We start from the raw sequence: 23,256 nt of genomic DNA, 5'->3' as shown, positions 1-23,256 counted from the left end.
ATTAGGGGTGTAAAATGCCTGCCTGTGTTGCATATCGCGATCCCTGATTACAGCCTTTGAGGAGTCACTCTGGTGTCAGTTGTTTACGTTTCATCTTGCAAACTGCCAACCGCTTATGCGGAATTTACCATGCATGGTTTTCTTGATGAGGAAACGGGAAAAGAGCATGTGGCGTTGACGCTAGGCGATGTGGCCGATGGCCGCCCAGTGTTAGGGCGTTTGCACTCAGAGTGTTTGACGGGAGATGCTTTATTTAGTCTGCGTTGTGACTGTGGTCCACAATTAGCCGCTGCCTTGCAGGCGATTGCCCAAGAAGGACGGGGAATTTTATTGTATCTTCGGCAAGAAGGGCGTGGCATTGGTTTGCTTAATAAGATTCGCGCCTATGACTTGCAAGATCAGGGCGCAGACACTGTGGAAGCTAACGAGCGGTTAGGCTTTGCTGCCGATCAGCGCGATTACAGTATTTGCCAACCCATGTTGGAGCACCTTGGGGTGCATTCTTTGAAGTTAATGACTAATAACCCGCGCAAACTAAAAGCCGTTGAGGGCTTTGGAGTACGGATTGACTCTAGGGTGCCACACCAAGCGGGGCTTAATCCTTTTAATGAAAAGTACTTAGCCACTAAAGCCAATAAGCTCGGACACATGCTTGGTCAGTTACATCAAGATGAGCAGCATGCCGACGACTGAGCAGGTGATTAATAAGTCAGTGATTATTACTGCCAGTCAGTGGTGGTTGAGCGTGTTGCTGGGTTGTTTACCTTTAGCCTTGGTCATGCGTTATCTTCAGCCGTTAGATGTAGCAAGCGGCTGGTCAATGGCAGCCTTTGTTTTGGGGTTGTCCAGCGTGTTTTTACATCTAAAGATGTTTAATCGCTTTAAGCATGCGGTGATTGCTACTGGCCAGCAGGAGCTGGTAGCCGCGCGCTGGCAGCATTTTATTCAAGTGCGCCGGCAGGCATTGTGGCTATCACTGGTACCAGCATGGTTGGCAGTTCCGGCATGGTTAGTGGGTTTAGAGGCAATTCCTAGTGGTTTATTGGTACTAGCGAGCTGTGCTTTGCTGTGGTTGTATCGAGTACCACAACAGCTATGGTAATGGATTCGAGCCTGAGAGCTTTGGTTATAAGCGCTTTGGTTATAAGATAAGGCCTAGTGATTAATTTATCTTAAGCCTTTTATTTTTATTGAGTTGGATAGCCTGTTATGTATAGCGCCCGCAGCCAAGAAATTGAACCTTTTCATGTCATGCAATTATTGCAGCGTGCCAAAGAGCTGGAGGCTGCTGGGGAAGATGTTATCCATTTAGAAGTCGGTGAACCTGACTTTGATACAGCAGAACCTATTATTGCCGCCGCACAACAAGCTTTAATCGATGGTCGCACGCGCTATACCGCGGCGTTAGGGATTCCTGAATTACGCCAAGCTTTAGCGGATTTTTACGCAAGCCGTTATCAGTTGACGATTGATCCCCGGCGAATTTTGATCACCCCTGGCGGTTCAGGGGCATTATTGATGGCCAGCTCGTTATTGGTGGAAGCCGGCAAGCACTGGTTGCTAGCTGATCCGGGGTATCCGTGTAATCGCCATTTTTTACGCTTAGTGGAAGCCGGTGCGCAGTTAGTCCCAGTCGGTCCTGAGCATAATTATCAGTTAACACCAGAGCTGGTTGAGCAGTATTGGAACGAAAACACCGTTGGGGTACTGGTAGCATCGCCGGCGAATCCGACCGGAACCGTGCTTAGTAAAGCCGAGCTTGCTGCATTGTCTGCCGCGGTGACTGCTAAAGGCGGGCATTTAGTGGTTGATGAAATTTATCATGGACTGACGTATGGCACGGAGGCTAGCAGTGTCTTGGAAGTGGATAATGACGCTTTTGTGTTAAACAGCTTTTCTAAGTATTTTGGCATGACGGGCTGGCGCCTAGGCTGGTTGGTTGCCCCTGAGCAGGCTGTACCTGAGCTAGAAAAGCTGGCGCAGAATATTTATATCAGTGCGCCGACTTTGTCCCAGTACGCCGCTCTTGCTTGTTTTGAGCCACAAAGTATCGAGATTTTTGAGCAGCGTCGATCTGAGTTTGCTCAGCGTCGAGATTTTCTGTTGCCTGCGTTACGTAAGCTGGGCTTTAAAATTGAGGTTGAACCTGAAGGGGCATTTTATTTATACGCCGATGTGTCGGAATTTACTGAAGATGCCCAAGCCTTTTGCTATCACTTTTTAGAAACTGAAAAAGTGGCCTTCACCCCAGGCATTGACTTTGGTAGTTACCGGGCGAATCAGCATGTGCGCTTTGCCTATGCGCAAAGTATGGAGCAGCTTCAAGAGGCGGTGCAACGTATTGAGCGCGGTTTAGCCAGTTGGAAGGCGCACCATGCAGTTTGATCCAGAACTAGAAGAAGGACGCTTAATAAAGCGCTACAAACGGTTTTTTGCGGATGTTGAATGTGCTGATGGCAGTACACTGACAATCCATTGCCCTAATACGGGTTCGATGAAAAACTGCATGCAAGAGGGGGGGAAGGTTTGGTTTAGTCGTACCGATGACCCTAAACGTAAGCTGAAAGGCACTTGGGAGTTAGCACAAACGCCACAGGGACGCATTGCTTGCATTAATACGGGGCGTGCCAATCGCTTGATTGAAGAAGCGCTACAGGCTGGCATCATTACTGAGTTACAAGGCTTTGATCAGTTACAGCGCGAAGTGCGCTATGGCGAAGAAAATAGCCGGGCAGATTTTTGCTTAAGCTTTGGCCAACAAACGGTGTTTGTAGAAGTTAAAAGCGTTACCTTGGGGTTTACTGATACGCCCATTGCTGCGTTTCCTGATGCGGTGACCGCGCGTGGAGCTAAGCATTTACGTGAGTTGAAAAGCTTAGCTGAGCAAGGCCAGCGTGCGGTCTTAATTTATTGCGTCAATCTGACTGAAATAACCGCAGTGCGGGTAGCCAGTGAGATTGACCCTGCTTATGCCACTACCCTGCAAGAGGCCAAGCAGGCAGGTGTTGAGGTCTTAGCCTATGCTTGCGCTATCAACGCGCAGTCAATCAGGGTAACTCAAGCGCTGCAGGTGCTTGATTAATACTAGCTGATTAAGCGCGTTAACAGGCGGTCTAGGCCGTTAGCAAATGCTTGTTTATCTTTTTCATTGTAAGGGCGCTGACCGCTGGTCATTTGCCCTTGCTCGCGCAGATCAGTAAATAAATTACGTAGCGCTAGGCGATCGCCCATATTACGTTCATCGAACTCATTGCCCCGTGGATCAAGAGCAGCCACCTGCTTTTTGATTAATCGATCCGCCAACGGAATATCACTGCAAATGACTAAATCACCTGGTTGCGCCTGCTCGACAATATAGTCATCGGCAGCGTCAGGGCCGCTGGGTACTACCACCAGCTGAACGCAAGCAAAACTTGGTCGAGCCTGGGGCTGACCTGCTACCAAGATCACGGTAAACTTGCGTTTTAAGGCAAACTTAATTACCTGATCCCGCGCTAGGCGCGGGCAGGCATCAGCATCAATCCAAACGATCATTGGCAGTGGTTACTCGCAACTTTCACTGTTGTAAAAAGCGGTTAGCGCCTTGACCAGATGCGCTAGGTCATCAGTGCCTGCTAACTCACGGATTGAATGCATGGCAAAGGTCGGCACACCAATATCTAGGGTGTTAATGCCTAGTTTACTGGCCGTAATCGGGCCAATGGTAGAGCCACAGCTCATATCACTTCGGGTGACAAAGCTTTGTACCGGAATCATTTCCTGCTGGCAGAGCAGTCGAAAAAAACCAGCGGTATGGCTATTGGTGGCGTAACGCTGGTTGGCGTTAATTTTAATTACAGGGCCATGATTAAGCAGAGGCCCATGATTGGCATCGTGTTTTTCTGGATAGTTAGGATGAATACCGTGGGCATTATCGGCAGAAATTAACAGCGATTGCTGAATGGCAATAAAGCGTTGTTCAGCGTTAGGTAATAAGCGCTGAATTACCTGCTCTAAAAACGGGCCATCAGCGCCGCAAGCAGAGCTAGAACCAACTTCTTCGTGGTCTGTACAAACTAAAATTGAAGTTTGGCTGTCATCACTTTCTAGCAGAGCATGTAATCCGGCATAACAAGACAATAAATTATCAAGTCGTGCACCAGCAATAAAGTCTTCTTCAAAGCCAATCATAGCGGCTGGTTGTGTATCGTAAAAATACAACTCAAAGTCTAAAATATCAGCATGTTCGATACCGTGCTCACGTTCAATTTGCAGGCTTAACATGGCATGTAAATCAGCCTGTTCGCCACTGTTGAGCTGGGCCACAATCGGGGGTAGCTCTTTTTGTGGATTCAGCTCCCAGCCGCGGTTGGCTTCACGGTTAAGGTGAATGGCTAAACTGGGGATCACGGCAATCGGGGTTTGAAAGTTAATCAGCTTGCTGTGTAGCTTGCCATGCACTGAAAAAGTGACTCGTCCAGCCAGTGATAAGTCACGGTCAAACCAAGGCGAGAGCAAAGCGCCGCCATATACCTCCACACCCAACTGCCAGTAGCCATGTTGGGTGAGATCAGCATTGGGCTTAACCTTTAAGCAGGGACTGTCGGTATGGGCGCCGACTACTCGAAAACCACTGTCTTCCAAGGCATTTAAGCCTAGCTTAAGTGCAATGATCGATGAGTTATTACGAGTAATGTAATACTGACCGCCCGGCACTAAATCCCATGGCTGCTTTTCATCGAGCGCTTGAAAACCGGCCGCTTCCAAGTTGCTGGCCATAGTTTCTGTGGCATGAAAAGGAGTAGGAGACAGGTGCAGGAAATCAATCAGTCCCTGACTTAAAGAAAGCTTCATAGAAACTCCAAATAGATTTATTAGCGCACTAATAAATTAATTCTGTAGCCACAGCTTGATGGGCTGACCGCTACTTGGCCATAACTCAAGCTGCTGTTGTTGGTTGAAACGCCAGGTGCGTACATCTTCTAAGGCTTTAAGGAACTTTTGTTCTTGTTCCATGAGGGCCGGTGCACACATTTTACGGGTAGTAAGGGGCGCATTGAAGCGAATCTTATCACCATCAACCTCAAAATTGCTGGACCAGTTATTACAGCCCGCTAAACCATTAGCTCGTTGGTCATTACCAAAATGAATAGTGAGCATGCTGCGATCAATCAACGGTTGCTCGCCAATCCACTCCACTTGATAGGTTTGTTCAAGGCTCAGCGGTTGTTGATCTTTGGTGTTAGAGGCGCAACCTGCGATCAAACCGATACCAGCTATAATCATAATTTTTTTAAACATAGTAATTCCTTGAGCTTTAAATAAGAGATTACGTATTAATTACGTCCACTATAGAGCAATTAATCGATGCCAAGTTTCTTTAGCCGATAACGCAGAGAGCGAAAGGTTAAGCCAAGACGTTCCGCAGCTGCAGTGCGATTCCATTGGGTCTCTTCCAGCGCCTGAACAATGATATCGCGCTCAATATGTTCTAAATGGTCTTCAAGGTTTTCAATTAAATGCAGGCTATGGCCGCTAGTGACCGTTTGCACTCCTAGCTCGGCCTTAGGTTGTGTAATTGGCTGACCAATATATAAATCATCAGCATCAATCAGTTGTCCCTCACAGAGCGTATAAGCCCGCTCAAGCATATTTTCTAATTCGCGAACATTTCCTGGGAATGAATGATTTTTTAGTTTTTTAATAGCCGCTGTAGTTAGCTTAATTGGTTCTGCGTTATCACATAGTCTACTGAGCATGAGCTGACTAAGTTGCACGATGTCATCACCGCGCTCTCGTAATGGCGGGATCGATAGCTCAATGACGTTAAGGCGATAATACAAATCTTGGCGAAAACGTTCTTCTGCTACCTCCTGGGCTAGATTTTTATGGGTGGCAGAGAGAATTCGTACATCAACTAAAGTTTCTTGCTGGGCGCCAATTGGTCGAATCGCTTTTTCTTGGATGGCCCGCAGTAACTTTACCTGCATCGCAAGTGGTAGATCGGCGACCTCATCTAAAAATAAGGTGCCACCATGTGCTGCTTGAAATAAGCCAGCTTTATCGCTGTGGGCACCGGTAAAACTACCTTTTTTATGGCCAAAAAACTCGCTTTCCATCAGCTCATCTGGAATTGCGCCACAGTTCACTGGAATAAAAGGTTGCTTTGCGCGGTTCCCTAAGGCATGAATTTGTCTTGCTACAAGCTCTTTACCACTACCAGACTCACCGCTTATATAGACAGGAGCTTGACTGCGAGCTAGCTTTTTAATTTTTGCGCGCAAGCTTTGCATTGTTTCGGAGGAGCCAATTAAAGGTCCTTGTTCTTGCACGGTATCAGTAGCACTTGGGCTAGAGGCCTTGAGTTGTAATGCATTTTTGACCAGCTCGCGCAGTTGCAATAAGTCAACTGGCTTACTGATAAAGTCAAAAGCACCTGCTTTTAATGCTTGAATTGCAGTCTCCATACTGCCATAAGCAGTAATCATGGCAATTGGTGTATTGGGGTAATGTTGCTGAACATGACATACTATTTCTAATCCAGTGCCATCGGGTAGGCGCATATCTGTCAGACACAGATCAAAGCTATGGGTACTGAGGAGCTTTAAAGCTACAGTTTTATTTTCAGCAGAATAGGTGTCCAGTTGCATACGACCTAGTGTAATTTCTAACAGTTCGCGAATGTCTGGCTCATCATCAATTATAAGTACTTTAGGTGGACTCATGGCACTCTCAAATATGTGGATGGGCAAAAGTAATTCTAAAACAAGCACCTTTTGCATCGCGGTTTACATAGTCTAATCGTGCGGCATTAGATTCACAAAGTTGTGCCGAAATATAGAGGCCTAATCCAGTCCCTTTGTTCTCAGTTGTGAAAAAAGGCTCAAAAATCTGGCTTTGCTGTACAAAAGGTACACCCTCTCCATTGTCTGATACTTCCAATATAGGTTGTTCAGTATTAGGTTTTAAGTAAAGGCGTATCCAAACCTCTGCGATTGGATGTTTTTTTTGGCTATGGTATAGACCGTTGCTAACTAAGTTTTCAAGTACTTGATAGAGTTGCTGTTGGTCAATATGGCTGATTATGTTATCAGCAGTAATGTGTAAATGTAGATTAACATTGCTGCGCTTCACTAAGTTAAAGCGCTCAGTAAATTGTCGTACTGCATTGGATAAATTAATAGCCTCTGGTTCGGCTCGGCGCTGTCTTGAAAGCTGAAGAATATTTTCAATAATGGTGTTCATGCGTCGCGAGTTATCTTGAATGATTTGCGTTAAACGCAAGTCATGTTTATCAAGTGCTTGGGATTCGAAAAGTAGCTGTGCGGCATGGTCAATAGCTCCCAAAGGATTGCGAATTTCATGGGCAATACTAGCGGTTAGACGTCCTAAAGAGGCTAGCTTAAGATGTTGAGCTTTCTGTACAACTTGGGTGGTATCGTCTAAAAAAATAATAATTTGTCGTTTGGCTTGATAGTACTGCTCAATGAATGTTGGCTGTAATAAAGGACTACCTTCAGTTATTTTAAAGGGTAGTACTTGCCGTGAAGGATTTTGTTGCCATTGTTTGAGACGATCGATTAATAGCGGACTATGTGGAGCGAGCAGCCTGCCTTGTAAAGTTGAGCAGTTAAACATCGCTTGCGCGCTGTTATTGGCTAGTACAATGCGGTGTTGATGGTCAATCAGCAAAATTCCAGTATGCATCCGCTGTAAAATCAGATTATTCAGCGCTTCTAGATTAGCCACCTCGGCAGCATGGCTAATGGCTAAATTTTCGGTAGCTTGTAAGCGCTTAGTTAGCGCTTGAATCGTGAACGCTGCGGCAAAGCTGAGTGCGCCTACGGCACCGGCTTGTACAAACTGATTGGAAACTTCAGGCTGAGTGAGGCTGAGGTAAAAGGTAAGATAAATTACCCCGGCTGCCGCTAGGGCTGCCAGCAAAATACCAAGCCGTCCTTGCAGTAAAATATTATTAATAGCAACTGCAATCAGTAATACGTTAGCTAAGCCACTGGAAATGCCACCGGCAGCATAAAACATAATAGTTAATAGGCTAATATCAAATAGCCCTAATAAAAACAGTCGTAGATTAGACTGTGGGCGAATTAGCAAAACTGCGAGCGCACCATTGGCAATAAGATAGAGCCAGACGCTGTAGCTAAGTAATTGAAAGTTAGATGACTTTAATAATGATTCTTGTAAGTCGCTATAAATAAACGCTAAAAATAATACACCTAATAATAAACGATAAATATTATAGAGTTTAAGGGTTCGTAAATTTTTGTCGCTGAGTACAGAATTATTATTGTTGTTGATTAGGATGTTTGACATTTCTATGACTTTCACTACAAAACCACTCAGAACGATAAGGTATTGCGTTGTACTCTGCTAAATGCACCCCACACTGTGCACAACGAACCGATTGGATGTTGCGTACACGTGGCGTACTACTTTGATTGAGTTCTGATATCCGTTTCCAGGCCCAGAAAATAGCGAAACCAATCGCAACGAATACAAGGATACGTACGATACCCATAACGAAATTCCTACTCATTAAAAAACTGCCTACAGTTTGCCCGTTTCTATGGAAAAGGGGTACTTACTAGGCATTTTATTTTGCAAACTTAGATAGCTGCGCTAGCATGAATCTTTTAACTACTTGATGAGGTGATTAAGGTCATGAGTTTTACGGTTTACTTATCGGGTGAGATCCATAGTAACTGGCGCGAAGAGATTGCTGAGAGAGTTAAACAGCTTGGGCTGGCAATTACGTTTACCGCTCCCGTCACCGATCATGCTGCCAGTGACGCCGCGGGTGATCATTTAGGTGCGCAAACTGAAGCTTTTTGGCGCGACCATCAGTCGTCTAAGGTGAATGCGATTCGTACTAAAACCTTGATCGAGCAAAGTGACTTAGTAGTTGTGCGCTTTGGCGATAAGTATAAGCAGTGGAATGCGGCCTTTGATGCAGGCTATTGCGCCGCCTTAGGTAAGCCCTATATTACCTTGCATGGCGAAGACATTATTCATCCATTAAAAGAGGTGGATGCAACAGCTATGGCTTGGGCCACGACGTGTGAGCAGGTGGTTGAAATCTTACGTTACGTTACTCAAGACTAACGGCAACTTGATAGACAGCCGGTAAGCCTTATTAGACTTATCGGCTGCTTTTAATCGCGCTTAGCTTACCATCGGTAAAGCGCAAGAAATAATACATGCCATTTTTCGGGCCGTAGCTCCACTCCTCGACTTTAACTTCATAGCGATAACCATAATTATCGCGCATCACGGTATAGCCCAGTTCATCAATACTTAGCGGAGTACCGCAGACCTGATTGACGGTGTAAGCACTGTCGCCTAAGCTAACCAGCTTACTGCCGCAGCGATGGGTAGAGCTGGCGCTAGCTGGCAGCGCAGTGCAGAATAAATTGAGAGTAAGCCAGGCTAAGGCCAGCGTTTTAATTAGCCCGCTGTGAGGTGATTTGTGCAAGACGATTTCCTTCAAAGCGTAAAAAATAGATAAAGCCGTTACGTGGACCGTATACCCATTCACTAAGTGGTGCTTCACGGCGATAGTAAGGGTAATCACTTAACTCATAGCCCAGGGCTTCACGGTAGGTCGGCTCACCGCATTTTTGTAGCACCTGAAAGGTGCGATCCCCTAGGCTGACTAATTTGCTGCCACAACGAAAGGTTGCGGCCTGGCTTGGCAGACTAAGGCAGAGCAACAGTAGGCCAAAGCTTAGATGGAATAGTTTCATGTTGAGCTCCTTGGAAAAATCCTGTCACGACTATTTAAGACCTTAAGTCTAACTCATCTAGTGGTCTAGATAAAAAGCCCCAAGCCGTGATTAACGGCTTGGGGCTTTTAGGACTGTACCCGTTAAGTTCTAGTGAACTTAGGGGGTAAGGACGGGTTTAGCGCTCGATAGCCAAGGCAACGCCTTGTCCGCCACCAATGCACAGTGTTGCCAGACCTTTTTTCGCATCACGGCGCACCATTTCGTGAACTAAAGAAACCAGTACGCGGCAGCCTGAAGCACCAATTGGGTGTCCTAAAGCAATAGCGCCGCCATTGACGTTCACTTTACTGGTATCCCAGCCGAGTTCTTTATTGACTGATAGGGCTTGGGCAGCGAAGGCTTCGTTAGCTTCGACTAAGTCTAGGTCATTGAGCGCCCAGCCGGCTTTTGCTAAGCAGCGTTTGGTGGCATCAACAGGACCAACTCCCATGATTGCTGGATCAACACCTGCATTGGCATAGGCTTTGATGGTTGCCAGTACTGGTAAGCCTAATTCTTGAGCTTTTTCTTTGCTCATTAGCATGACCGCAGCAGCGCCGTCGTTTAGGGTTGAGGCGTTACCTGCAGTGACGCTACCGTCTTTTTTAAAGGCAGGGCGTAACTTAGCTAATGATTCAGCGGTGGTGCCTGCACGTGGCTGCTCATCTTTGGCAAAGACGACTGGGTCGCCTTTACGTTGTGGAATTTCAACTGGGGTGATTTCATCGGCAAATACGCCAGCTTCTACAGCAGCCGCTGCTTTTTGCTGGGAAGCAGCAGCAAAGGCATCTTGCTCTTCACGGGTTAAGCCGTACTTTTCTACTAGATTTTCTGCGGTAATGCCCATGTGGTAATTGTTGAATGCATCCCACAGGCCGTCTTCGATCATGCTATCAACCATTTGTGCATGACCCATGCGTAAGCCAGTCCGTGCTTTTGGCAGCACATAAGGGGAGAGGCTCATATTTTCTTGGCCACCAGCAATAATAATCTCGGCGTCGCCACAACGAATGGCTTGGGTTGCTAAGTGCAGAGCTTTAAGACCTGAACCACACACCTTGTTTAAGGTAAAAGCAGGCACTTGGACCGGCATACCGGCTTTAATAACTGACTGACGCGCTGGGTTTTGTCCGCTGGCTGCTGTTAATACTTGGCCGAGAATCACTTCATCGACTTGCTCTGCAGCTACTTTGGTTTCTGCTAGTAAATCACGGATAACTGCGGCGCCTAAGTCAGGCGCTGATACATTGGCTAGGCTGCCTTGGAAGGCACCAATAGCAGTACGTTTTGCTGCAACAATTACGACTTCACGCATAATTACACCTTTGCTGGTAAGATTTACTTAGATTTAGCTAGATAAAATACTAGATTACTCTAGATGAATCCTATATCAAATGTCCTGCAAGTTTAATAAGCCAAATGAATGATTTTAATTGTTATTCGTTTAGCTGATAGGGAATTGCAGATCTTCCATACTCCAAAAAATGGGCTGCCGGCTTGTATGACCGGCAGATGCTAACCGCGGTGTCGCTGGCGGAAAAACTGAATTAAGCCTTGAGTAGAAGGATCAAGTTCGGCTGCTGCATGGCTTCCTATGAGTTGCTGATACACTTCATGGCCTAGGACTTTCCCAAGCTCAACACCCCATTGGTCAAAGGCATTGGTACCCCAGATAACACTTTGGACAAATACTTTGTGCTCATAGAGTGCAATTAATGCACCTAGATTACGCGGGCTAACCCGCTCAAGAACTAGGGTATTGCTGGGGCGGTTACCTGGAATAACTTTGTGTGGGGCAATAGCAGTGACGGCTGCTGTGCTATAGCCTGCTGCTTGTAGTTCAGCAGTGGCCTCTTCTAGAGTTTTGCCTTGCATTAATGCCTGACTTTGCGATAAACAGTTGGCGTACAGCCATTGATGATGATCACCAATAGGGTTGTAGCTCACAATGGGTACAATAAAGTCGGCAGGGATGAGCAGGGTACCTTGGTGTAGTAATTGGTGATAGGCGTGCTGACCATTACAGCCTACGCCTCCCCAAATTACTGGACCGCTTTGATAGTTCAGTTGCGCGCCATCTTGACGTACTTGTTTACCATTAGACTCCATATCCAGCTGTTGTAAATGCTGGGTGAAGTTTCTCAGGTAATGATCATAGGGCAAAATCGCCTGGCTTTGCGCGCCCCAAAAATTACCGTACCAAATCCCTAAAAGTGCCATTAGCATTGGCATATTTTGCTTAAATGGCGCGCTTTGAAAATGTTGGTCCATATCCCAAGCGCCAGCCAGTAGCTCTTTAAAATTGGCAATGCCAATCGACAGCGCAATAGGTAAGCCAATCGCTGACCATAAAGAGTAACGTCCGCCCACCCAGTCCCATACAGGAAATACGTTAGCTGAGGCGATGCCAAACTGTTCGGCGGCTTGGGTATTGCTTGAGACGGCAATAAAGTGGCGATCCAATTTATCTGGGCAGCCACCCTGAGCAAAGTACCAGCTACGGGCGGTCTCGGCGTTTTTTAAGGTTTCTAGGGTGCTAAATGATTTACTAGAAATAACAAACAGCGTAGTTTCTGCTTGAATCTGTTGGCTCAGTTCGTGGAATTCACTGCCATCAATATTGGCTAAAAAATGACAGCGTACCCCTTGTTGGGCGTAGGGTAATAAAGCTTCAGAAACTAACTGTGGACCTAAAAAAGAGCCACCAATGCCAATATTAACCACATCGGTGATAGCTTTTTCTGTATAGCCGCGCCATAAGCCATTGTGGATTTTACCTACCAGCTCAGTGATACGCTGCAATACTTGATGAATCTCGGGAATGATGTCCTGGCCATTAACTTCTAGCCGATCGCCTATCGGGCGTCGCAGCGCCGTATGTAAAGCAGGGCGCTGCTCTGAACCATTAATCGCCTCGCCACTAAACATTTGTTGAATCGCTGCTTTCATGCCAGTTTGCTGGGCTAGGTCTTGTAAGAGCTCAAGGGTTTGCTCGGTGATGAGGTTTTTAGAAAAATCCAGCAGTAAACCTTCATGCTGCAAGGAGTACTTAGCAAAGCGCTGCGGGTCTTCGGCGAAAGCGTCGCGCATCGAGTAGGCCTGCATCGCCAACTGGTGCCTCTCTAACGCTTTCCAAGCAGGCAGTAAACTGGCATCAGTATGATTTAGCGTGGTCATAAGGCAGATCCAAAACTGCCCTTAATTAAGGGCAGGGTAAGTAACAACGATTAAGCCAGCTGTACAGGAATAGCGTGGCTGCTATGGCTTAAATCACCGTTGGCATCCATGTATAAAATGCGTGGTTGGTGTGCATCTAATTCGCTTTCATCGTAGATTGCGTAGGCGCAAATAATTAGGCGATCGCCTACGGCTGCTTTATGGGCCGCTGCGCCATTGACCGAAATGATTTTGCTCCCAGCTTCACCCCGAATCGCATAGGTAGTGAAACGTTCACCATTATCTACGTTATAAATTTGAATTTGTTCGTTATCGCGAATGCCGCTCATATCGAGCCAGTCGCTATCAATCGCGCAAGAGCCTTCGTAATCAATCACTGCGTGAGTGGTCACGGCGCGATGTAGCTTAGCTTTCAACATGATGCTTTGCATAGTATTTTCCTCAACAGACGCTTAAAAGTAGTGCCAGGCTAACTGCAAGCCATCTCAAATGGCTTGCAGACAAAATTAAAGAGTAAAGCTTAGATTGTCGATTAAACGGGTGGTACCGATGGTGGCAGCCACTAAGACAACCCCCGCGCGCGATTCCTCAGACCAAGGGGCCAGGGTGTCTGCATCACGCACTTCAAGATAGTCCGGGGTGAAGCCCGTGGCGCTTAATTGGGCCTTAGTGTGCTCCATAGCCGAAGCCATTTCGAGCGGATTTTGCACAATTTTCTCAACCAGCGCCTTTAAGCAGTGGAATAAAGCCGGAGCTTGTTGGCGCTCTTCATCACTGAGGTAGCCATTACGTGAAGACAGTGCAAGACCGTCAGCATCGCGTACAATTGGAGCACCAAGAATTTCAATGGGCAAGTTAAAGTCAGCCACTAATTTACGGATAACAGCCAACTGCTGAAAGTCTTTTTCACCAAAGACTGCCATATCGGGTTGGACGATATTAAATAACTTGCTCACTACTGTGGCAACACCATCGAAATGCCCAGGGCGACTACCACCGCACAAGCCCTCAGAGACTAAAGGCACACGGATTGTGCTTTGTGCGTTTAAGCCAGCGGGGTACATTTCTTCAACGCTTGGGGTAAACAGCAAGTGGCAGCCTGCAGTGGCTAACTTTTCTTGGTCTTGCTGTAAGGTACGTGGATAGGTCGCTAGGTCTTCGTTGGGGCCAAACTGAATGGGGTTAACAAAGATACTGGCAATGACGACATCGGCGTGTGCTAGTGCGTGCTTAACTAAGGCAATATGGCCTGAGTGCAGGTTACCCATGGTGGGGACTAGTGCGATACGTAATCCTTGCGCACGGCAGTTTTTAACTGCTTCGCGAACTTGGGCAACAGTGGTTAAGGTGTTCATGCGGAAAATTCGTGTTCCTGAGCAGGGAAAGAGCCATCTTTAACTGCCTTAACATAGGCAGCGATAGCAGAGCTAATGGAAGGTTGGTCTTGCATAAAGTTTTTTACGAACTTAGGGACGCGGCCGGTTAAAGAGAGTCCCAGCATATCGTGTAGAACTAAGACTTGTCCGTCAGCCCCTGGTCCTGCACCAATGCCTATCACTGGAATTTCAACCGCTTGGCTGATACGGCTGGCTAGTTCGCTAGGCACACACTCCAGAAGTAGCATAGCAGCGCCTGCTGCGGCTAATTCGCAGCAGTCATCAAATAGTTTTTGGGCAGCATCACCACGACCTTGTACTTTATAGCCACCAAAAACATTGACCGATTGTGGCGTGAGTCCAAGATGAATACAGCTTGGAATACCACGCTCATTAAGGCGTTGTACGGTGTCCGCTAACCAAGCGCCGCCTTCTAATTTAACCACGTGGGCACCGGCTTGCATCAGCTGGGCGCAACTGGCATAGGTTTGCTCAAGAGTGGCTGCCGCCATAAATGGTAGATCGCTAACAATTAATGCGCCCTGATTGCCGCGCTTAACTGCAGCGGTGTGGTAAGCCATATCAGCAATGGAAACCGGTAAGGTGCTGTCGTGACCTTGGAGTACCATGCCTAACGAATCGCCAACCAGAATGACTTCAACGCCATGGCTACTTGCTACATGGGAAAATGTGGCATCGTAACTGGTCAACATAGTGATTTTTTCACCCTGTTGTTTCAGTTTATTAAGTGTTGTCAGTGTAATGTTTGGCTTCATTGTTATTCCTCTTAGGTGCCGGCAAGGCACGCAATAGGGCTGTTATATTCTTGTTCTCAGTGGCTTAAGTCAACATGCCAAGCGCTTCTTGATTAATACTAAAGTATAGGCAGCTCAAGGGTGGTACGCGACTTAATGATATGTAAATCGGGGTCTGGCGGACACGCTTGAATCAGTTGTGCAAGTTGCTGACCGTTGGGCAGGCACAGTGCTGGTGTACTAATTTCCAGTAAAGGCTGTAATACAAAAGCCCGCAAATGCATTTGATAATGGGGCACCGTGAGTCTTTCTGAGCAAATACTGCGCTGATCAATCAGTAAAATATCCAGATCTAGGGTGCGCGGTCCCCAACGTTCGCCGTCACGGATGCGCCCTTGATTGAGTTCGATCGCTTGCAGTTGATCGAGCAGGGCTAAAGGCGCTAAATCGGTTTTAAGTTTTGCCGCCGCATTAACGTAACGCGGTTGGCCAGGTACTCCAATCGGGGTGCTGGAATAAAGGGATGAATAATCCAATAACTGGCTATTAGGCAATTGCGCCAGTGCGCTTAATGCGTGTTGTAGTTGCAGTTCGGGTTGCTTGAGGTTACTGCCTAAACCCAGATAAACAATAGAAGAAGTCACGGCTTAACTTTAACTCTCATGGCGGGCGAAGGTAGATTCAGTTAGTGCGTTTGCGGTAGCGCCGCTTGGCTTTATTGGCACCATTCTTTGCTCGGCCTAGGGCTGCTTGCATCTGCTGGCGCTGTTCAGGCTCAGCCACTTGATAGTGGGTCCACCAATCACCTAAATCATCGGTGGTTTCGCCTGCGCTTTCCCGCAGCAGTAAAAAATCGTAGGCTGCACGAAAGCGTGGATGGGCCAATAAGGCTTCTGCACGTTTACCTTGGCGACGGCCTAAGCGCTGCTGTAAGGCCCATATTTCACGGGCGGGTAGGGTAAAGCGTTTCGGGATAGCAATTCGCTGCACCTGATTGTGCATCGCCCAGTGTGCCGCTTCTTGTAAGGCCTCAATGGCATGCATGCCTTGGGCTTCAAGGTTTTGGCTGCGGGCCAGCACATCGGGCCAAATTAGCGCGGCAAATAAAAAGGCGGGGGTGACAGGTTTACCTGCATGAATCCGCTCATCGGTATTGCGTAGCGCATTTTCAACCAATAACTGCGCATGCTGCGAGCCTTGTTCTATCAGTAACTGGGTGGCCGGAAATAACTGACCAAATAAACCAAATTGTTGTAAGGCATGAAAGGTTTTCAGGGCATAGCCAGATAAAAATAACTTCAGGCTTTCATCATATAAACGCGCGGCTGGAATATCACGCAAGAGCGGCGCTAACTCAGGAATCGGTGCAGCGGTTTTTTCTTCAATCGCAAAGTTAAGTTTGGCCGCAAAGCGAATAGCACGCAGCATCCGAACGGGGTCTTCTAAATAGCGTTGGCGTGGATCGCCGATTAACTGAATTAAACGCTGTTGGATATCTCGTACGCCGTGGGCGTAGTCATAGATCTGTTGCGAGTTTGGATCAAAGTACAAGGCATTAATGGTAAAGTCGCGGCGCACTGCATCATCATCGCGGGTACCGTAGACGTTATCTCGCAGAATGCGGCCTTTTTCGTTATGCGCCGAGCGATCCGTGTTATGGCTAGGCTGTTCGGCGTGATCACTGCGAAAGGTGGCGATTTCAATGAGTTCGCGGCCGAAATAAACATGCACTAATTTAAAACGTCGGCCAATAATTCGCGCGTTACGATTAAAAATGGCTTTGACTTGCTCAGGTGTGGCGTTGGTCGCTACATCGAAGTCTTTAGGGCGCATGCCGAGTAACGAATCACGTACACAGCCGCCGACTAAATAAGCCTCAAAGCCAGCCTGTTGAATGGTTAAAGCAACCTGAACCGCATTGTGAGAGAAGTTTTGGTTGGTTAATTGATGGTGTTTTGCAGCAATAATTTGCATGGATTCAGGGCTAAATTTCACACGAGTAGATTAATAAGTGCACTGCATCTAGTGACAAGATGGATTGAATACCAGTGCATGAACGCTCATCGGGTTAAATGCTGAAGCCTTTGCCGGAAAATTAGCGCTCTGCTGTGAATACTGACAGCAGATAAAACCCATGAGACGCAAAAGATGGGTCGGATTCTACCACTGTCTTAGTCGATGGTGAATGTGAATCTGTAAGCTATTGGCAAAAGGCTTGGTTTTCTTGACGTTCACTTAGGTTAGCAGTACGCAAACGGCCTTGACGATTAAGAATCAGTAATTGCTGTAATTGGTCTTGCGCGCACAGCAGTAAACGGCCGTTACTAGTTGGTGTTGTGCCATCGGCCAAGTAGTGGATCTGCGGGCGAAAGCCGCGCCATTGCAGTTGTAGCTGAGTTGATTCGAGGCGAACAAAGCGTAATGTTTGCTGATTGTTGGGCTGATAAATTCGCCAGCCCGAATGCCAGCTAGCACTGCAGTCGCTGCCATTGCTGGAACCACACAGGCTAATTGGGGTATGTTGGGTAATGGCTTGGCTACGCGCATACGCCAAGCTGCGCGTTAATTGCAGTGTGAGTACCTGGACTTGATTACGTTTGATCAACGGCTCGAATACTGGCAGCGCTAAGCTGGCTAGGATTGCAACTAATGCCAGAGTAATCATCAGTTCAAATAATGTAATTCCCTGCTGGGCGTGGTAATTAAGCGCCATAGCTGACCTCCTATACTGTGTGCTAGGTATAGCGGTCTTCAGGCGGTTAGCAACTGAGTGGCTTGGCAGTACGGTATCACTGATTGAAAATTGAATTTTTGTGCAATAGGGCTATGCTGACTAGAACTTCGTTTTTAATCGATAGAGGTGGTTATGTTAGTGACTCCTTGCGCGGCATGTGGCGCTTTAAATCGTGTACCTAAACAGCGTCTAGTCGATAATCCGCATTGTGGGCAATGTAAAGCTGAGGTGCTAGTAGATAGCCCGTTAATCCTCACTCAGCAAAACTTTGCCCAACAAATTAAGGGCGATTTACCCTTACTGATTGATGTGTGGGCCAGTTGGTGTGGTCCTTGTCGTCAGTTTGCTCCAACTTTTGAGACCGCAGCAGAAGACTTTTTCGCCAAATGTCGGTTTGCCTCATTAAACAGTGAAGAGCAGCAGTCGTTAGCCGGTGAGCTGGGCATTCGTTCAATTCCAACGTTAATTTTGTACCAGGCTGGGCAAGAGATTGCTCGTATGAGTGGTGCGTTGTCGGCAGCTCAATTAGAACAGTGGCTGCAAGCTCAAGGAATCAGTTTATAAGTTAACTATTGCTCAATGAAGGCTAAGCCAAGCGCGGTGATACATGCCTTGGCTTAGCCTAGCTCTAGGCTAGAGCGTGAAGTCACCGGCTGCTTCGGGTTGATACTTGATTTGTTGCACTTTCAGCTGCAAGCTTTTAGTGGCACTGGTGGGCCAGTTAATTGATTGGCCGCAGCTCAGACCGAGTAGTGCTGACCCAATTGGCGCCAGCACGGAGACCGTGCCAGGATTACCTGCATCCTGTGGATAGACCAGCGTCACCACATATTGTTTTTGACTGTTCTCTTCAATGCAGTGCACTTTGGAGTTCATGGTGACGATGTCATGGGCGATTTCTAAGTGACCAATTACCTGAGCACGGGCAATCTCTTGCTCTAAAGCTTCAGCCGCTGGAGTAAAGTCATCAAGGGAGTCTAATAAGCGTTCTAAACGCTGCATATCTAAACGCGTGAGTGTGATCGCTGGTTTAGTTGACATAGAGTTGCCTCCTTTTAGAGCGCAATAGAATGAAAAACCCCGCTAAGTTATCAGCGGGGTTTAAAAATATAAAAATGAGAATTTAAACGATTTGTAGCTATAAAAAATAAGCTAGAAAGGAAAGCAATAAGCTACCACAGCGCTTTAAATATGCAAGATTGCCCAGCATAAATAAATTTAGAGGCTGCTAAAGTCTAGGCTTTCACCGGCTTGCTCGCTAAACACCGCCTGTAAGCGCTCTGCCAGTGGTTGTGCGCTGCTGCTGTTGAGCCATTGCTGCTGCTCGTTGTCATAGTCAAAATGAAAGCCGCCGCTGCGTGCCGCGACCCATAACTGTTTAAGAGGCGCTTGGCGGCTAATAATTACTTGGCTTTGGTTCTCGCAGATAATAGTCAAAATACCGCCACTATTTTCTAAGTCAAAGTCTAGATCGGTGGCTTCAAGTAAGTCTTCAATTTGGCGCTGGGTTTGATCGACTAACTCATGGAACGTCGCTTCGCTGATACTCATCGGGGATTGGCCTCGTAGTCAGTAAAAAAATCAAGCTCTTAGAAAGCTTAGGTCACAAAATAATTACACTAATCCTACCTAGGCTTTGTCTCTGTGCATAGGCAAGTTTAGGCTGGGTCGGTATACTCGGAGCATTATTGAATTTTGAAAGGAAATGTCTAATGAAGCGTACTTGGCTTCCGTTGTTGATGGTTTCTCTACTCTTAGCTGGCGCTGTGGGCTGCGGACAAAAAGGGGCGTTATATCACCCTGATGATGAAAAAGCGGCGCAAGAGCATCGTAAAGATCGCTATGAACTGTAAGTGAGGAGTGATCAATGAGTAATGTTTTTACCTATCGTAATGGTCAGCTGTTTGCTGAAGACACTGCGCTCGCGGCTATTGCTGAGCAGTATGGCACACCGACCTATGTGTATTCTAAAGCCCATTTAGAGGCGCAATATCGCTCTTATGCTGATGCCTTAGACGGGCAGCCGTCCATGGTCTGTTTTGCAGTAAAAGCTAACTCTAACTTAGCGGTATTGAGTGTTTTAGCTAAGTTGGGAGCCGGCTTTGATATTGTCTCAGTCGGCGAGTTAGAGCGGGTTTTAGCCGCCGGTGGAAAGCCTGAGCGGGTGGTATTTTCTGGCGTCGGTAAAACCGCTGCGGAAATGCGCCGCGCGTTAGAAGTAGGCGTGTACTGCTTTAACGTGGAGTCTACAGAAGAGCTTGAGCGTTTACAGCAAGTGGCTGCCAGTATGAATGTGATTGCACCGGTTTCACTGCGAGTGAATCCGGATGTGGATGCGGGGACCCATCCCTATATCTCTACCGGCTTAAAAGATAATAAGTTTGGGATTGATATTAATCTAGCTGAAGCTGTATACACCCGCGCGGCAGCCTTGAGTCATCTTAAAGTGGTGGGTGTTGATTGCCATATTGGCTCACAATTGACGACGCTAGCGCCTTTTTTAGATGCCTTAGATCGAGTGTTAGTGCTGGTTGATCGCTTAGCCGAGCAAGGCATTGTCATTGAACACTTAGACTTAGGCGGTGGGTTAGGAGTTAAGTATCGCGATGAGCAACCACCTTGTGCAGGTGAGTATATGGCTGCCGTTCGGCAAAAAATTGCCGGTCGCGCGCTTAAGCTGATTTTTGAGCCAGGCCGTTATATTGCTGCTAATGCAGGGGTTTTATTGACTCAAGTGGAGTATCTAAAACACACCGAGCATAAAAACTTTGCGGTGGTTGATGCGGCGATGAATGATCTGATTCGCCCTGCATTGTATGAGGCGTGGATGGATATTGTGCCAGTTAAGCCGCGCGACACTGCGGAGTATGAATACGATGTGGTTGGTCCTGTCTGTGAAACCGGAGACTTTTTAGGTAAAGAACGGCGCTTAGCCTTAGCCGAAGGTGATTTGCTGGCGGTTTGTTCTGCAGGAGCTTATGGCTTTGTGATGAGTTCGAATTACAACAGTCGTGGCCGTGCTGCTGAAGTATTAGTGGATGGTGATCGAGTGCATTTAGCCCGTCGCCGAGAAACCATTGCCGAGTTATTTGCCCACGAGCAAATCCCCACGGAGTAAGTCACATGCTGTTGCGTTTTACTAAGATGCACAGCCTTGGAGTTGACTTCATGGTGATTGACCTTGTTGGTCAGCATGCCTATGTGCAGCCACGCTTAATTAAAGAGTGGAGCCAGCGCAAGACAGGAATTGGCTTTGAGCGCTTGATTACGGTGGAAGTACCGACTCGGCCTGATGTGGATTTTCGCTGTCGGGTATTTAATTCGGCAGGTGATGAAGTATTGCCAGCGGTAGCTGATTTGCGCTGCGTGGTGCGCTTTGCAATTGATAAACGCTTAACTTTAAAGCAGCGGCTGCAGTTAGAGACATCCCAGGATCGATTTACTGCGCAGTTGCGCAATGATGGCTTGATTGAAGTGGAGGTGGCAGCTATCCACATTAGCCCCAATACACAGCAGCAGCGGATTACGCTGTTACAGCAGAATCATGCCATTTGGCTTAGCGAGCAGCAGTTAACGGTTGAGCAATTGCATCGTCAGTGGACTGACGTATTCCGTGAGCACGCGCTGAGAGTAAGCCTATTAACCTTGACCAGCCATAGTAGCGCCAGTCATAGCCGCTGGTGTTTACAACGGCTGCATCTGTGCGATCAGATTGAGGCTGCAAGTGCAGCGGCGTTATTTGCCATGAGTCAAGCTCGGCTCGGATCACCGGCGACCATTAGCACCGCGCATGGGCCATTGCTTGTTAGTTGGCCTGATGCCAACGCGCCAGCAGTGATTAGCGCCAGTGCTGAGCGGGTGTATGAAGGAAAAATCAGGGTATGAAACACAGTATGACGGCAGAGCAAGTGGCGGAGTACCTCACCCAGCATCCGGATTTTTTTCAAGAACATACGGAGTTATTGCTGCAGCTACGGATACCGCATCATCATCCGGGTACTATTTCGCTGGTGGAAAAACAGCTGCAGCTACTTAGAGCTAAGTTGGCAGAGCAAACCAAGGCCAACCATGAGTTAATGGCTATTGCCCGAGATAACAGTCAGCTGTTTGAAAAAACTCGCTTGCTGACCTTGGCCCTGCTTGAGGCAGGCAGTTTAGATGAGGCTTTGAGTAGCTTAGACGAGCACCTGCGGCATGTGTTTCAGGTGCCGTTTTATAGCCTACTATTGTTTAGCGAACAGCCATTGATGGTAGGCAGGGTCATCCAACCTAGCGAAGCCCGACAGCGCTTGGGCCATTTACTCAATGTGCCGCAACCTATCAGTGGTCGTTTAGCCGCTGCTGACTTGGCTTATATCTTTACTGAGCAGCCCTTATCGCGGGTAGGCTCGTGTGCGGTTGCTGAGTTGTATTACCAAGAAACCAAAGGCTTGTTAGCCATTGGTCATCCAAGCTTGCATTATTATGACAACCAGATGGACACTTTGTTTTTACGCTATTTGGCAGATGTCTTGGCGCGCTTGCTGAGCACCTGGGAGATAGTTTAATGCTTGGCTTTACCGCAGCAATTGAGCAGTATTTAGCCCACTTGCAAACGGTTAAGCAGCTATCTGTGCATACTTTAATCGCCTACCGTAATGATTTATCTAAGGCGGCTCGGCTACTGTGCAAGCAGCACTTAACTGACTGGCAGCAGGTTGAGCCTAGTCATATCCGTTGGCTGGTGGGTGAGTTGCATAAGCAAAACTTAGCTAGCCGCAGTATTGCCCGTTTGCTGTCGGCGGTGCGCAGCTTATATGGCTATTTATTGCGTGAAGGGCACTGTCGACATGATCCGGCGAAGGGCATTCGGCCACCTAAACAAGCGAAAAAGCTACCGCGCTTACTCGATGTTGATCGGGCAACGCAACTTTTAGATGCGCCCCAAGGGGATGATTTTGTACAACGGCGTGATCATGCGATGTTGGAATTATTTTACTCTTCAGGGCTGCGTTTATCTGAATTAACCGGACTGAATTTGCCCGATATTGATTTGGTCGCAGGGCAGGTGCGGGTTTTGGGTAAGGGCCGAAAAGAGCGATTTTTACCAGTGGGACCACAAGCCTGTGAGGCCATTAAGCAGTGGTTAACAGTTCGTGGCCAGGTAGCAGCGCAGGATGACGCTTTATTTTTAGGGGTACGCGGTAAACGGATTGCTGCTTCCACTGTCCGTGAGCGCGTGCGTTTAGCGGGGGCGCGGGAGTTAGGTCAGCATTTGCATCCACACATGTTACGTCATTCTTTTGCTAGCCATTTATTAGAGTCCTCGCAAGATTTACGGGCGGTTCAAGAATTGTTGGGCCACGCCGATATTAGTACCACGCAAATCTATACCCACTTAGATTTTCAGCATCTAGCCCAAGTCTATGATCAGGCACATCCACGGGCAAAACGTAAAGGGGAAGACTAGT

Annotated in this window: 29 protein-coding genes; 11 read left to right on the top strand and 18 right to left on the bottom strand. The window is 47.4% G+C overall.

Annotated elements, in window-relative coordinates; translation table 11 throughout:
* Positions 1 to 72 precede the first annotated feature (72 nt).
* The 4 genes from ribA to sfsA all read left to right on the top strand — a co-directional run bounded on the left by ribA (position 73) and on the right by sfsA (position 3,082).
* Entirely contained in the window at positions 73 to 693 is a 621-nt protein-coding gene (gene ribA / locus AC2T15_RS09300; protein WP_053100256.1) for a GTP cyclohydrolase II, read from the top strand.
* Positions 680 to 1,102 carry an MFS transporter gene (locus AC2T15_RS09295; protein WP_486778130.1) on the top strand — a complete coding sequence of 141 codons (423 nt, stop codon included), beginning with the start codon at positions 680 to 682 and terminating at the stop codon, positions 1,100 to 1,102. Before ribA ends, AC2T15_RS09295 begins: the two co-directional genes overlap by 14 nt.
* Positions 1,103 to 1,209: 107 nt before the next feature.
* Positions 1,210 to 2,385, top strand: a complete 1,176-nt coding sequence (locus AC2T15_RS09290) for a pyridoxal phosphate-dependent aminotransferase (protein ID WP_486778129.1) — start codon at positions 1,210 to 1,212, stop codon at positions 2,383 to 2,385.
* On the top strand, positions 2,375 to 3,082 hold the full coding sequence (sfsA, locus tag AC2T15_RS09285; RefSeq protein WP_486778128.1) for a DNA/RNA nuclease SfsA: 708 nt from the start codon (positions 2,375 to 2,377) through the stop codon (positions 3,080 to 3,082). Before AC2T15_RS09290 ends, sfsA begins: the two co-directional genes overlap by 11 nt.
* 2 nt (positions 3,083 to 3,084) lie before the next feature.
* Here the strand turns inward: sfsA and AC2T15_RS09280 are convergent, their stop codons facing one another.
* From AC2T15_RS09280 to AC2T15_RS09255, 6 genes are read right to left on the bottom strand one after another with little or no spacing between them, the layout of a single operon-like run.
* Positions 3,085 to 3,534, bottom strand: coding sequence for a YaiI/YqxD family protein (locus AC2T15_RS09280; RefSeq protein WP_486778127.1), 450 nt, complete (start codon positions 3,532 to 3,534; stop codon positions 3,085 to 3,087).
* Positions 3,535 to 3,543: 9 nt separating this feature from the next.
* The gene (locus AC2T15_RS09275; protein WP_053100245.1) at positions 3,544 to 4,833 is read right to left on the bottom strand and encodes a M18 family aminopeptidase; all 1,290 of its coding nucleotides are present in this window, start codon (positions 4,831 to 4,833) and stop codon (positions 3,544 to 3,546) included.
* A gap of 36 nt (positions 4,834 to 4,869) precedes the next feature.
* A complete protein-coding gene (locus tag AC2T15_RS09270) occupies positions 4,870 to 5,280 on the bottom strand; it encodes an META domain-containing protein (RefSeq protein WP_053100243.1) in 411 nt (136 codons plus the stop codon).
* 59 nt (positions 5,281 to 5,339) lie between these two features.
* A complete protein-coding gene (locus AC2T15_RS09265) occupies positions 5,340 to 6,704 on the bottom strand; it encodes a sigma-54-dependent transcriptional regulator (protein ID WP_486778126.1) in 1,365 nt (454 codons plus the stop codon).
* A 7-nt stretch (positions 6,705 to 6,711) separates the two neighbouring features.
* Positions 6,712 to 8,313 carry a sensor histidine kinase gene (locus AC2T15_RS09260; RefSeq protein WP_486778125.1) on the bottom strand — a complete coding sequence of 534 codons (1,602 nt, stop codon included), beginning with the start codon at positions 8,311 to 8,313 and terminating at the stop codon, positions 6,712 to 6,714.
* Positions 8,285 to 8,518: a PP0621 family protein gene (locus tag AC2T15_RS09255; RefSeq protein ID WP_286593210.1), complete on the bottom strand. Its 234-nt coding sequence runs from the start codon at positions 8,516 to 8,518 to the stop codon at positions 8,285 to 8,287. The genes AC2T15_RS09260 and AC2T15_RS09255 overlap by 29 nt, the downstream gene beginning before the upstream one ends.
* Before the next feature lie 143 nt (positions 8,519 to 8,661).
* Between AC2T15_RS09255 and AC2T15_RS09250 the strand changes: the two genes are divergently transcribed.
* Positions 8,662 to 9,102 (top strand): YtoQ family protein, encoded by a 441-nt coding sequence (locus AC2T15_RS09250; protein WP_486778124.1) that lies wholly within the window; start codon positions 8,662 to 8,664, stop codon positions 9,100 to 9,102.
* Between the two features lie 37 nt (positions 9,103 to 9,139).
* On the opposite strand, the gene AC2T15_RS09245 is transcribed toward AC2T15_RS09250, so the two are convergent.
* From AC2T15_RS09245 to AC2T15_RS09200, 10 genes are all read right to left on the bottom strand, one after another.
* Positions 9,140 to 9,472 carry a DUF2845 domain-containing protein gene (locus AC2T15_RS09245; protein WP_286593208.1) on the bottom strand — a complete coding sequence of 111 codons (333 nt, stop codon included), beginning with the start codon at positions 9,470 to 9,472 and terminating at the stop codon, positions 9,140 to 9,142.
* Entirely contained in the window at positions 9,441 to 9,743 is a 303-nt protein-coding gene (locus tag AC2T15_RS09240) for a DUF2845 domain-containing protein (RefSeq protein WP_286639885.1), read from the bottom strand. Before AC2T15_RS09240 ends, AC2T15_RS09245 begins: the two co-directional genes overlap by 32 nt.
* A gap of 157 nt (positions 9,744 to 9,900) precedes the next feature.
* Positions 9,901 to 11,079, bottom strand: a complete 1,179-nt coding sequence (locus AC2T15_RS09235; RefSeq protein ID WP_486778123.1) for an acetyl-CoA C-acetyltransferase — start codon at positions 11,077 to 11,079, stop codon at positions 9,901 to 9,903.
* Between the two features lie 200 nt (positions 11,080 to 11,279).
* Positions 11,280 to 12,941: a glucose-6-phosphate isomerase gene (gene pgi / locus AC2T15_RS09230; protein WP_486778122.1), complete on the bottom strand. Its 1,662-nt coding sequence runs from the start codon at positions 12,939 to 12,941 to the stop codon at positions 11,280 to 11,282.
* Between the two features lie 50 nt (positions 12,942 to 12,991).
* Positions 12,992 to 13,372, bottom strand: coding sequence for an aspartate 1-decarboxylase (panD, locus tag AC2T15_RS09225; protein WP_053100230.1), 381 nt, complete (start codon positions 13,370 to 13,372; stop codon positions 12,992 to 12,994).
* A 75-nt stretch (positions 13,373 to 13,447) separates the two neighbouring features.
* Positions 13,448 to 14,296: a pantoate--beta-alanine ligase gene (gene panC, locus AC2T15_RS09220; RefSeq protein ID WP_486778121.1), complete on the bottom strand. Its 849-nt coding sequence runs from the start codon at positions 14,294 to 14,296 to the stop codon at positions 13,448 to 13,450.
* Positions 14,293 to 15,093, bottom strand: coding sequence for a 3-methyl-2-oxobutanoate hydroxymethyltransferase (gene panB, locus AC2T15_RS09215; RefSeq protein ID WP_053102782.1), 801 nt, complete (start codon positions 15,091 to 15,093; stop codon positions 14,293 to 14,295). The genes panC and panB overlap by 4 nt, the downstream gene beginning before the upstream one ends.
* 98 nt (positions 15,094 to 15,191) lie before the next feature.
* Positions 15,192 to 15,716, bottom strand: a complete 525-nt coding sequence (gene folK, locus AC2T15_RS09210; RefSeq protein WP_486778120.1) for a 2-amino-4-hydroxy-6-hydroxymethyldihydropteridine diphosphokinase — start codon at positions 15,714 to 15,716, stop codon at positions 15,192 to 15,194.
* A 37-nt stretch (positions 15,717 to 15,753) separates the two neighbouring features.
* Positions 15,754 to 17,046: a polynucleotide adenylyltransferase PcnB gene (gene pcnB / locus AC2T15_RS09205; protein WP_486778119.1), complete on the bottom strand. Its 1,293-nt coding sequence runs from the start codon at positions 17,044 to 17,046 to the stop codon at positions 15,754 to 15,756.
* Between the two features lie 226 nt (positions 17,047 to 17,272).
* Positions 17,273 to 17,785 carry a GspH/FimT family pseudopilin gene (locus AC2T15_RS09200; RefSeq protein ID WP_486778118.1) on the bottom strand — a complete coding sequence of 171 codons (513 nt, stop codon included), beginning with the start codon at positions 17,783 to 17,785 and terminating at the stop codon, positions 17,273 to 17,275.
* Between the two features lie 153 nt (positions 17,786 to 17,938).
* Between AC2T15_RS09200 and trxC the strand changes: the two genes are divergently transcribed.
* A complete protein-coding gene (trxC, locus tag AC2T15_RS09195; RefSeq protein WP_486778117.1) occupies positions 17,939 to 18,370 on the top strand; it encodes a thioredoxin TrxC in 432 nt (143 codons plus the stop codon).
* A 69-nt stretch (positions 18,371 to 18,439) separates the two neighbouring features.
* On the opposite strand, the gene rnk is transcribed toward trxC, so the two are convergent.
* Both rnk and cyaY read right to left on the bottom strand, forming a co-directional pair.
* Entirely contained in the window at positions 18,440 to 18,847 is a 408-nt protein-coding gene (gene rnk / locus AC2T15_RS09190) for a nucleoside diphosphate kinase regulator (protein WP_486778116.1), read from the bottom strand.
* Positions 18,848 to 19,024: 177 nt separating this feature from the next.
* A complete protein-coding gene (cyaY, locus tag AC2T15_RS09185; protein WP_486778115.1) occupies positions 19,025 to 19,357 on the bottom strand; it encodes an iron donor protein CyaY in 333 nt (110 codons plus the stop codon).
* Between the two features lie 161 nt (positions 19,358 to 19,518).
* On the opposite strand from cyaY, the gene lptM reads away from it, so the two are divergent.
* Genes lptM through xerC form a run of 5 tightly spaced genes read left to right on the top strand, consistent with a single transcriptional unit; the run spans position 19,519 to position 23,255 of the window.
* Positions 19,519 to 19,659, top strand: a complete 141-nt coding sequence (lptM, locus tag AC2T15_RS09180) for an LPS translocon maturation chaperone LptM (RefSeq protein WP_053100216.1) — start codon at positions 19,519 to 19,521, stop codon at positions 19,657 to 19,659.
* Between the two features lie 14 nt (positions 19,660 to 19,673).
* On the top strand, positions 19,674 to 20,924 hold the full coding sequence (gene lysA, locus AC2T15_RS09175; protein ID WP_486778114.1) for a diaminopimelate decarboxylase: 1,251 nt from the start codon (positions 19,674 to 19,676) through the stop codon (positions 20,922 to 20,924).
* Positions 20,925 to 20,929: 5 nt separating this feature from the next.
* Complete coding sequence (locus tag AC2T15_RS09170; protein ID WP_486778113.1) at positions 20,930 to 21,691, top strand: diaminopimelate epimerase; 762 nt, start codon at positions 20,930 to 20,932, stop codon at positions 21,689 to 21,691.
* Positions 21,688 to 22,353 (top strand): DUF484 family protein, encoded by a 666-nt coding sequence (locus tag AC2T15_RS09165; RefSeq protein WP_486778112.1) that lies wholly within the window; start codon positions 21,688 to 21,690, stop codon positions 22,351 to 22,353. The genes AC2T15_RS09170 and AC2T15_RS09165 overlap by 4 nt, the downstream gene beginning before the upstream one ends.
* Positions 22,353 to 23,255, top strand: a complete 903-nt coding sequence (gene xerC, locus AC2T15_RS09160; protein ID WP_053100209.1) for a tyrosine recombinase XerC — start codon at positions 22,353 to 22,355, stop codon at positions 23,253 to 23,255. The genes AC2T15_RS09165 and xerC overlap by 1 nt, the downstream gene beginning before the upstream one ends.
* The last annotated feature ends 1 nt before the right edge of the window (position 23,256 follow it).

The sequence above is a fragment of the Thiopseudomonas sp. SA1F2-1K genome, from assembly GCF_057443035.1.
The sequence above is the reverse complement of the archived record's forward strand: the minus strand, read 5'-3'. Positions and strand labels throughout refer to the sequence as shown.